This window comes from Streptomyces sp. NPDC047981 (assembly GCF_040653315.1).
GTDB lineage: Bacteria > Actinomycetota > Actinomycetes > Streptomycetales > Streptomycetaceae > Streptomyces.
Genome location: NZ_JBEZNQ010000147.1, coordinates 1 through 8988, shown reverse-complemented (window position 1 = coordinate 8988; position 8988 = coordinate 1). Strand labels below are relative to the sequence as shown.

General features: G+C 68.2%; 9 protein-coding genes. 3 read left to right on the top strand and 6 right to left on the bottom strand.

Annotated elements, in window-relative coordinates; all coding sequences use genetic code 11:
• Window positions 1-138: 138 nt before the first annotated feature.
• The 4 genes from rplI to rpsF all read right to left on the bottom strand — a co-directional run bounded on the left by rplI (window position 139) and on the right by rpsF (window position 1848).
• A complete protein-coding gene (gene rplI, locus AB0E14_RS38530; RefSeq protein WP_362429843.1) occupies window positions 139-585 on the bottom strand; it encodes a 50S ribosomal protein L9 in 447 nt (148 codons plus the stop codon).
• Window positions 586-603: 18 nt separating this feature from the next.
• Window positions 604-840 carry a 30S ribosomal protein S18 gene (gene rpsR / locus AB0E14_RS38525; RefSeq protein ID WP_005315025.1) on the bottom strand — a complete coding sequence of 79 codons (237 nt, stop codon included), beginning with the start codon at window positions 838-840 and terminating at the stop codon, window positions 604-606.
• A gap of 58 nt (window positions 841-898) precedes the next feature.
• Window positions 899-1483, bottom strand: a complete 585-nt coding sequence (locus tag AB0E14_RS38520) for a single-stranded DNA-binding protein (RefSeq protein WP_362429840.1) — start codon at window positions 1481-1483, stop codon at window positions 899-901.
• Between the two features lie 74 nt (window positions 1484-1557).
• Window positions 1558-1848, bottom strand: coding sequence for a 30S ribosomal protein S6 (gene rpsF, locus AB0E14_RS38515; protein WP_004950685.1), 291 nt, complete (start codon window positions 1846-1848; stop codon window positions 1558-1560).
• Between the two features lie 284 nt (window positions 1849-2132).
• Here rpsF and AB0E14_RS38510 point away from each other — a divergent pair, with 284 nt between their 5' ends.
• From AB0E14_RS38510 to AB0E14_RS38500, 3 genes are all read left to right on the top strand, one after another.
• Entirely contained in the window at window positions 2133-2432 is a 300-nt protein-coding gene (locus AB0E14_RS38510) for a hypothetical protein (RefSeq protein WP_362429837.1), read from the top strand.
• Window positions 2433-2560: 128 nt separating this feature from the next.
• Complete coding sequence (locus AB0E14_RS38505; RefSeq protein ID WP_362429834.1) at window positions 2561-3679, top strand: peptidoglycan bridge formation glycyltransferase FemA/FemB family protein; 1119 nt, start codon at window positions 2561-2563, stop codon at window positions 3677-3679.
• A 97-nt stretch (window positions 3680-3776) separates the two neighbouring features.
• Window positions 3777-4808 (top strand): alanine racemase, encoded by a 1032-nt coding sequence (locus AB0E14_RS38500; RefSeq protein ID WP_362429831.1) that lies wholly within the window; start codon window positions 3777-3779, stop codon window positions 4806-4808.
• A gap of 9 nt (window positions 4809-4817) precedes the next feature.
• Here AB0E14_RS38500 and AB0E14_RS38495 read toward each other — a convergent pair whose 3' ends face one another.
• Both AB0E14_RS38495 and AB0E14_RS38490 read right to left on the bottom strand, forming a co-directional pair.
• On the bottom strand, window positions 4818-6332 hold the full coding sequence (locus tag AB0E14_RS38495) for a glycosyltransferase 87 family protein (RefSeq protein WP_362429828.1): 1515 nt from the start codon (window positions 6330-6332) through the stop codon (window positions 4818-4820).
• A 125-nt stretch (window positions 6333-6457) separates the two neighbouring features.
• On the bottom strand, window positions 6458-8988 hold a 2531-nt coding region (locus AB0E14_RS38490), incomplete at its 5' end, for a transglycosylase domain-containing protein (RefSeq protein WP_362429825.1).

Sequence of the window (8988 nt, the reverse complement as noted above, 5' to 3'; positions counted from 1 at the left end):
CGTTTGCTTCGGTTTGGGGGCGGCGGGCGGTCGGGGGGGGGTTTGTCCCCGGCCCCCTCGGGTTTTTTTTTCACCTTTACGGGGGGGCCCCCCCCCCCCCGGGGGGGGCGCCCCTTCCGTACTGCTGAGACTGCAGCGTTACGCGGCGACGATCTCGACGCCGAGCTTCGCGGCAACATCCGCGTGCAGACGCACGGACACCTGGTGCGAGCCCAGGGTCTTGATCGGCGAACCGAGCTCGACGCGACGCTTGTCGACGTCGGGGCCACCCGCGGACTTGATCGCCGTGGCGATGTCGGCCGGGGTCACGGAGCCGAAGAGACGGCCGGCGTCGCCGGAGCGAACAGCCAGACGCACCTTCACGCCCTCGAGCTGGGCCTTGATCTCGTTGGCCTGCTCGATGGTCGCGATCTCGTGGATCTTGCGGGCGCGGCGGATCTGCGCCACGTCCTTCTCGCCACCCTTGGTCCAGCGGATCGCGAAACCACGCGGAACCAGGTAGTTGCGAGCGTAGCCGTCCTTGACGTCGACGACATCGCCAGCGGCACCGAGGCCAGAGACCTCGTGGGTCAGGATGATCTTCATTTTTCGGTCACCCTTCCCTTATCGCGCGGTGGACGTGTAGGGCAGCAGCGCCATCTCACGGCTGTTCTTCACGGCCGTGGCGACGTCACGCTGGTGCTGCGTGCAGTTGCCGGTCACGCGGCGGGCACGGATCTTGCCGCGGTCGGAAATGAACTTCCGCAGCATGTTCGTGTCCTTGTAGTCCACGTACGCGGTCTTGTCCTTGCAGAACGCGCAGACCTTCTTCTTAGGCTTGCGCACAGGCGGCTTCGCCATGGTGTTTCTCCTGTGTGATCAAGAAGTTTGGGTACGAGCTGCCTTCGAGGGGAGTGCCCTAGAAGGGGGGCTCGTCCGAGTAGCCGCCGCCGCTGGAGTTTCCACCCCAGCCGCCTCCGCCGCCCTGCTGCTGGCCGCCACCGGCCGGCGCGCTGGTCGCCCACGGGTCGTCGGCGGGAGCACCGCCGCCACCCTGCTGGCCACCGCCGGAGTTTCCACCCCAGCTACCGCCGCCGCCCTGCTGCTGACCGCCGCCGTAGCCACCCTGGCCACCGCGACCAGTGGTCTTGGTGACCTTGGCCGTGGCGTTCTTGAGGCTGGGGCCGACTTCCTCGACGTCCAGCTCGTAGACCGTGCGCTTGACGCCCTCGCGGTCCTCATAGGACCGCTGCTTCAGACGCCCCTGCACGACGACACGCATGCCGCGCTGAAGGGACTCAGCGACGTTCTCCGCCGCCTGACGCCAGACCGAGCAGGTCAGGAACAGGCTCTCGCCGTCCTTCCACTCGTTGGTCTGCCGGTCGAAGGTGCGGGGGGTGGACGCGATACGGAACTTCGCGACCGCCGCACCGGACGGGGTGAAGCGCAGCTCGGGGTCGTCGACAAGATTGCCGACGACCGTGATGACGGTCTCGCCTGCCATTGGATGAACCTCTCGGCGGGATTGCTTCTGGCTGCTTGCTGCTACTCGAACCCGATGACTTCTGAGCTAGAAGCTCAGTGGGTCTCGGGACGGAGGACCTTGGTCCGGAGGACCGACTCGTTCAGGTTCATCTGTCGGTCGAGCTCCTTGACGACCGCAGGCTCGGCCTGCAGGTCGATGACCGAGTAGATGCCCTCGGGCTTCTTCTTGATCTCGTAGGCGAGACGACGACGGCCCCAGGTGTCGACCTTCTCGACCTTTCCGTTGCCCTCACGGACGACGGAGAGGAAGTTCTCGATCAGCGGGGAGACAGCGCGCTCCTCGAGATCGGGGTCGAGGATGACCATCACCTCGTAGTGACGCATGTGGAACCCACCTCCTTTGGACTCAGCGGCCACGGTCGTTCCGTGGCAGGAGGGTCGTGATGCGTAAGCAACGGTATCGGCCACCACTGACAACCACCCTCGACGAGCGAGGGGAGCGTCGGGGCCCTGGAGGGACCTGGGCAGACACCGGTGCAGACCGTACAGAGTACCCGCACACCCGCTTCCGGTTGAAATCCACTGGTGAGGGGACGCAATCTGTACACAACGGATGTCGGCGGCGCTACGATGCGCCGCCGTCCGGCAGGCACGCCAGGAGGTGCCCCATGGCACAGGCAATGCAACCCGACCCCGGACACTCCCTCCTCGCCACCGACGGCAAGCCTCACGTCCTCCAGGACTCCCTGGTCGCCGTGACGCTCGTGCTCGGCGCGGTGGCCTTCATCACCGCGATGTTCCACCACCTGCACGTGCTGAGTTCGTGGGCAGGGCTGATCGGGATCCTGACGGGTGCCTTCGGCCAGTTCATCTCCGCGACGACCAGGGAGCGCTTCGCACTGATCGTCGGGCTCGGCGCCTCGGCCGTGGGCTTCTACCTCGGCATGTTCCACGGCGGGCTCGTCTGAGGCGTTCGGGTCGCTCGCCGGTCCGAGGGACACACGTCCCATCGGGGCGCTCCCCGGTCACAGTAGGCTTCGGCGCGAGAGCCGGAGCCCCTGACCGATGGGGACACACCTGCCGAGGAGCGCCCCGCATGAGCCTGACCCTGAGGACCATCAGCCGTGAGCAGCATCTGGCATTCATCCAGAGCCAGCCCGCGGCGAGCCACTGCCAGGTCCCGGCGTGGGCTGATGTGAAGACCGAGTGGCGCTCGGAGAACCTGGGTTGGTTCGACAAGTCCGGCGAACTCGTCGGTGCCGGCCTCGTCCTCTACCGCCAGCTGCCGAAGATCAAGCGCTACCTCGCCTATCTGCCCGAGGGCCCGGTCATCAACTGGTACGCCCCGAACCTCGACGACTGGCTGCAGCCGATGCTCGCGCATCTCAAGCACCAGGGCGCCTTCTCCGTGAAGATGGGCCCGCCGGTCGTCATCCGGCGCTGGGACTCGGCCGCCATCAAGTCCGGTATCCAGGACCCGGATGTGAAGCGTCTCAAGGATGTCGAGGCCACCCACATCGAGCCGCGTGCCTTCGAGGTCGCCGACCGGCTGCGGAAGATGGGCTGGCAGCAGGCCGAGGACGGCGGCGCCGGCTTCGGCGACGTCCAGCCGCGGTACGTCTTCCAGGTGCCGCTGGCGAACCGTTCGCTCGACGATGTCCTCAAGGGCTTCAACCAGCTGTGGCGCCGCAACATCAAGAAGGCTGACAAGGCCGGTGTCGAGGTCGTCCAGGGCGGCTACGAGGACCTCGCCGAGTGGCAGCGGCTGTACGAGATCACGGCCGTCCGCGACCACTTCCGCCCGCGCCCGCTCTCGTACTTCCAGCGCATGTGGACCGTCCTCAACAACGAGGACCCCAACCGCATGCGGCTGTACTTCGCCCGCCACAACGGCGTGAACCTCTCCGCCGCGACCATGCTCGTCGTCGGCGGGCACGTCTGGTACTCGTACGGAGCCTCCGACAACATCGGCCGCGAGGTCCGGCCCTCGAACGCGATGCAGTGGCGGATGCTGCGCGACGCCTACGCGATGGGCGCGACCGTCTACGACCTCCGCGGCATCTCCGACTCCCTGGACGAGACCGACCACCTCTTCGGCCTCATCCAGTTCAAGGTCGGCACGGGCGGCGAGGCCGTGGAGTACGTCGGCGAATGGGACTTCCCGCTCAACAAGCTCCTGCACAAGGCGCTCGACATCTACATGTCGCGCCGCTGACGGCCCGGGCGTCGCGCCCGTAACCTCGTACGTAATCTCGTAGGTCTCGTACATACCTTTGATACACCGCAGCCACCAGAAAGGTTCCGGGCCGGCCATGGCGCTCTCCCTCTACGTCGACACCGCTCGTTGGCGAGCGCACCAGAAGTCCGTGATCGACCAGTTCCCCGGTCTGATCCCGGTCTGCAAGGGCAACGGCTACGGCTTCGGCCACGAGCGGCTGGCCGACGAGGCCGCCCGCTTCGGCTCGGACATGCTGGCCGTGGGCACCACGTACGAGGCCGCGAAGATCAAGGACTGGTTCGGCGGCGACCTGCTCGTCCTCACCCCGTTCCGGCGGGGCGAGGAGCCGGTGCCGCTGCCGGACCGGGTGATCCGCTCCGTGTCGTCCGTGGACGGCGTGCACGCCCTCGTGGGCGCCCGCGTCGTCATCGAGTGCATGAGTTCGATGAAGCGCCACGGCATCCTCGAAGAGGACCTGGGACGGCTGCACGCGGCCATCGAGGACGTCCGTCTCGAGGGCTTCGCCCTCCACCTGCCCCTGGACCGCACGGACGGCACCGACGCGGTCGAGGAGGTCATCGGCTGGATGGACCGGCTGCGGGCCGCCCGGCTGCCGCTGCACACCATGTTCGTCAGCCACCTGCGGGCGGAGGAGCAGGCCAGGCTCCAGCAGCAGTTCCCGCAGACCCGGTTCCGCGCCCGGATCGGCACCCGGCTCTGGCTGGGCGACCACGAGGCCACCGAGTACCGGGGCTCCGTCCTGGACGTCACCCGCGTCGCCAAGGGCGACCGCTTCGGCTACCGCCAGCAGAAGGCGGCCTCCGACGGCTGGCTGGTGGTCGTCGCGGGCGGTACGTCGCACGGAGTCGGCCTGGAGGCCCCCAAGGCGATGCACGGCGTGATGCCGCGCGCCAAGGGCGTGGCCCGCGCCGGTCTGGCGACCGTGAACCGGAACCTTTCGCCGTTCGTGTGGGCCGGCAAGCAGCGCTGGTTCGCCGAGCCCCCGCACATGCAGGTGTCGATCCTGTTCGTGCCGTCCGACGCCCAGGAGCCGAAGGTCGGCGACGAGCTGGTGGCCCATCTGCGGCACACCACCACGCAGTTCGACCGGATCGTCGAGCGCTAGGGCTCGGCGCTAGCGCTCGGCCCAGGGATCCCGGGGGACGCCCCACTCCACCCGCGGCCCCTCCACCGCCGGGGCGGCCGCGTGCCGGGCGGGGTGGGCCGCCCTGCCGCGTACGAAGGCGTCCTCGGCGCCGTCCAGGACGCCCCCTGAGGGGTCGTCCGAGCCGTCCTGCCGGACCACGTCCCGTTCGGGCGCCAGGATGTCGCGCACGACCATGACGCACAGGTACAGCGTGCCGAGCAGGTGCAGGACGATCACGAAGTGGTAGCCGTCCGTCGGCAGCCCCTGCTTGTTGCCGCTGGTCGTGAAGGCCAGGTACATCCAGATGCCGAGGAAGTACATGACCTCGCACGCCTGCCAGATCAGGAAGTCCCGCCAGCGCGGCCGGGCGAGCGCGGCGAGCGGGATGAGCCACAGCACGTACTGCGGCGAGTACACCTTGTTGGTCAGCACGAACGCGGCCACGATCAGGAACGCCAGCTGCACGAACCGGGGCCTGCGGGGCGCGGTGAGCGCCAGGACGGCGAGGCCCACGCCGGCGAGCACCATCAGCACCATCGTGTACGTGTTGGCGCTGCCCGGGGTGATCTGCTCACCGGAGCGCTGGCTGATCAGCAGCCAGAGCGAGCCGAAGTCGACGTTCCGTTCCTCGTTGAACGTGTAGAACTGCTTCCACCCCTCGGGCGCGAGCAGCATCACCGGCAGGTTCACCGCGAGCCACGCGCCGGCCGTGCCCGCCAGCGCCGTACCGAACTCCCGCCACCGCCCCGCGCGCCAGCACAGCAGGAACACCGGCCACAGGATCAGGAACGGATAGAACTTCGCGGCGATCGCGAGCCCCAGCAGTGCACCGAAGGCGAGCGGGCGGCGCCGCGACCACATCAGCACAGCCACGGACGTCAGCGCCACGGCCAGCAGGTCCCAGTTGATGGTGGCCGTGAGCGCGAACGCCGGGGCGAGGGCCACCAGAAGCGCGTCCCAGGGCCTGCGGCGGTGCGTACGGGCCACGGCGACCGCCATGGCGGCCGCGCAGGCCATCAGCATGGCGGCGTTGACCATCCAGTAGACCTGCTCGCGGTGCACCAGGTCGCCGCCACCGGGCGTGAGCCAGGCCGCGACCTGCATGAACAGCCCGGTCAGGACCGGGTACTCCAGGAACTCTATGTCGCCGCGGAGCCGGTCGAAGTACGGCACCAGACCCTCGGAGAACCCGCGTCCGACGAAGAGGTGGGGGATGTCGGAGTAGCAGGCGTGGGTGTACTGGGACGTCGTGCCCCGGAACCAGGCCCAGTCGTAACACGGGATCTTCTGCACCATGCCGAGCGCAAACATCCCGATGGCCACCAATGCGATCACCCGCACCGGGGTGAGCACCCCGCCGCCGCCGAGCAGGGCCCGACGGCCGATGGGCCCGCCGATCAACGCGCTGCCCGCCGCGGCGACCTCGTCACGACGGGTGGGGCACACCAGCGCGGGGTCCTGCGGCCGGTCCTGCTGCGGACTCGTCTTGTGGAGGCTCGGCATGGGGGACATCCTGCCGTACGTCCCCGAGAAACGGTGAGGGCCGCCGTACCCGGCGCCGTACGGGTGTGTACGGGTCGGATACGACGGCCCTCAGGGCCTTGACCGGAGGCTTCCGGCCGGCCGGGTCAGTCGCTGCCCAGCCAGCCGTTCCCACCGCCGTTCGGTCTGCCGGTCGCGGTGTCCGTCGGCGTCGGTGACGTCGGCGTCGTCGGCGCCGTCGGGGTCCCGGTCGAGCCTCCGTCGCTGCCGCCGTTCTGCCCGCCGTTGTCGTTGCACGGCCAGTCCCACACGTCACAGGTCTTGCCCGGGTCCGGCGTGGTGCTGGGCGTCTGCGACGGGGTCTGCGACGGGGTCACTGTCGCCGACGGCGTCTGCGACGGCGTCTCGGTCGGCGTCGGGGTCGGGCTGACGGCGCCACCGCCGAAGACGGGCTCCGCGTCGAGGTCCTCGGGCTCCGGGAAGGACTCCTTGTCCATGCCCTCGAGCGCGTCGGTCATGTAGTCCTTCCAGATCTGCGAGGGGAAGGACGAACCGTGGATCTTGGGCTGGGCGCCGGTGCCGAACATCGACTCGAACTTACGGCCCTGCTTGGTCTCGTCGTCGTCGAAGCGGTACATGTCGATGGCCGTCGACAGCGTCGGCGTGTATCCCACGAACCAGGCGGAGTTGTTGCCGTCGGTGGTACCGGTCTTGCCGGCCACGTCCCAGCCGGGGATGGCGGCCTTGCGGCCGGTTCCCTTCGGGTTCTCGACGACATCGCGCAGGACGTCGGTCACGTTGCTGGCGATCGCCGAGGAGAAGGCACGCTCGCCCTTCACCTCGTGCTTGTAGATGGACTTGCCCTTCTCCGTGACCTCCGTCACCGAGAACGGCTCGTTGCGCTCGCCGTTGTTGGCGAAGGTCGCGTACGCCCCGGCCATACGGATGGCGCTCGGGTCGGAGATACCGAGGGAGAACGACGGCACGTTGGCCTTGACCAGCGAGCTCTCGCGCAGACCGGCCTTGACGGCCGTCTCACGGACCTGGTCGATACCGACGTCCATGCCGAGCTGCACGTACGGCGAGTTGGCGGAGCGGATCATCGCCTCGCGCAGGCTCATCGGGCCGTAGTCAGCGTCATCGTCGTTGACCTGCAGCCACTCCTCGCCCTTCTCGTTGTGCCAGATCGTGCCGTCGTAGTTCTTGATCTTCAGCTTGTTCTTGCCGGAGTAGCGGCTCTTGTTCGGGTCGACGATCGTGCGGGTGGACGCGTCCTGGGCGACGCCCAGCTTCTTGTCCCGCACGCCGTACTCCATGGCCGCGGCCAGCACGAACGGCTTGAACGTCGATCCGACCTGCGCACCGGTCTGGTCGGCGTTGTTGGTGAAGTGCTTGGTGGCGTCCGTGCCGCCGTAGATGGCGATGATCGCGCCGGTCTTCGGGTCGACCGAGGCTCCGCCGAACTGGACGTGCGTGTCGGTCTTGGGGCGCTTCTTCGGGTCGATGTGCTCGTCGTAGATCTTCTTGATCGACTCTTCGAGCGCCTTGACCTTCTTCTTGTCGAAGGTCGTCTTGATCGTGAACCCGCCACGGGCGAGCTGCTTCTCGTCCATCCCCGGGTAGTTGTTGATGAAGTTGGCCTTGGCCGTGCTCACCAGATAGCCGATCTGGCCGGTCAGCTGGGCGTTCTTCTTCGGCGGGAGCACCTTGGGGAAGTTCGGGTACTTGGCCCGCTCCGCCGCCGGGAGACGGTTGTCCTTGACCATCTCCTCGAGGATCCAGTTCCAGCGCTCCGTGGCCCGCTCGAGGTTCGCCTTCGGCGTCGCCTTGGGGTCGATCTCGGTGGAACCGGCGGGGTCGTAGTAGGTCGCGCCCTTGAGCAGCGAGGCGAGGAAGGCGCACTCGCTCGGGTTCAGGGCCTTGGAGTCCTTCTGGAAGTACGTCCGGGCTGCGGCCTGGATACCGTAGGCACCGCGTCCGTAGTACGCGGTGTTCAGGTAGCCCTCCATGATCTCGGGCTTGTCCATCTCCGTGCCGACCTTCATGGAGATGAACAGCTCCTTGACCTTGCGGGACAAGGTCTGCGACTGGTCGTTGAGCAGGCTGTTCTTCACGTACTGCTGGGTGATGGTCGAGCCACCCTGCGTCTGGCCGCCCTTGGCCATGTTCCAGACAGCGCGCCCGATACCCATCGGGTCGATGCCCTTGTCCGCGTAGAACGTCTTGTTCTCCGCCGAGATCACCGCGTTCTGCATCGCCTCGGGGATCTCGCCGATCCCCACGATCTGCCGGTTGACCTCGCCACCGGTCGCAGCCATCTGGGACCCGTCGGACCAGAGGTAGACGTTGTTCTGCGCCGTGGCGGCCTCGTCGACCTTTGGAATGACCACCTGGGAGTACGCGAACGTCGCCGCGCCCATCAGCAGGCCCAGGAACGCCAGGCAGAGCCCCGAGACGAGCTTCCAGGACGGGACCCAGCGGCGCCAGCCGTACTTGTTGTGGCGCGGGTAGTCGATCAGGCGCTTCTTGCCCGGCGGACGGCCACCCCCGCGGCCGCGGCCCGGGCCACCGCCCTGTCCGCCGCCCCCGCCACCGCGCCGGCCACCACCGGGTCCGCCGCCGTGACCGCCCGCGCCGCCCTCGGGCGCGCGGCGGCGGCCGCCGCGCTGGGCGGCAC

Excerpts from the sequence above, each read along its gene's own strand:
- AB0E14_RS38520 (WP_362429840.1), bottom strand. The coding sequence starts at position 1,483 with ATGGCAGGCGAGACCGTCATCACGGTCGTCGGCAATCTTGTCGACGAC.
- AB0E14_RS38505 (WP_362429834.1), top strand. The coding sequence starts at position 2,561 with ATGAGCCTGACCCTGAGGACCATCAGCCGTGAGCAGCATCTGGCATTC.
- AB0E14_RS38510 (WP_362429837.1), top strand. The coding sequence starts at position 2,133 with ATGGCACAGGCAATGCAACCCGACCCCGGACACTCCCTCCTCGCCACC.
- rpsR (WP_005315025.1), bottom strand. The coding sequence starts at position 840 with ATGGCGAAGCCGCCTGTGCGCAAGCCTAAGAAGAAGGTCTGCGCGTTC.
- AB0E14_RS38495 (WP_362429828.1), bottom strand. The coding sequence starts at position 6,332 with ATGCCGAGCCTCCACAAGACGAGTCCGCAGCAGGACCGGCCGCAGGAC.
- AB0E14_RS38500 (WP_362429831.1), top strand. The coding sequence starts at position 3,777 with ATGGCGCTCTCCCTCTACGTCGACACCGCTCGTTGGCGAGCGCACCAG.
- rpsF (WP_004950685.1), bottom strand. The coding sequence starts at position 1,848 with ATGCGTCACTACGAGGTGATGGTCATCCTCGACCCCGATCTCGAGGAG.
- rplI (WP_362429843.1), bottom strand. The coding sequence starts at position 585 with ATGAAGATCATCCTGACCCACGAGGTCTCTGGCCTCGGTGCCGCTGGC.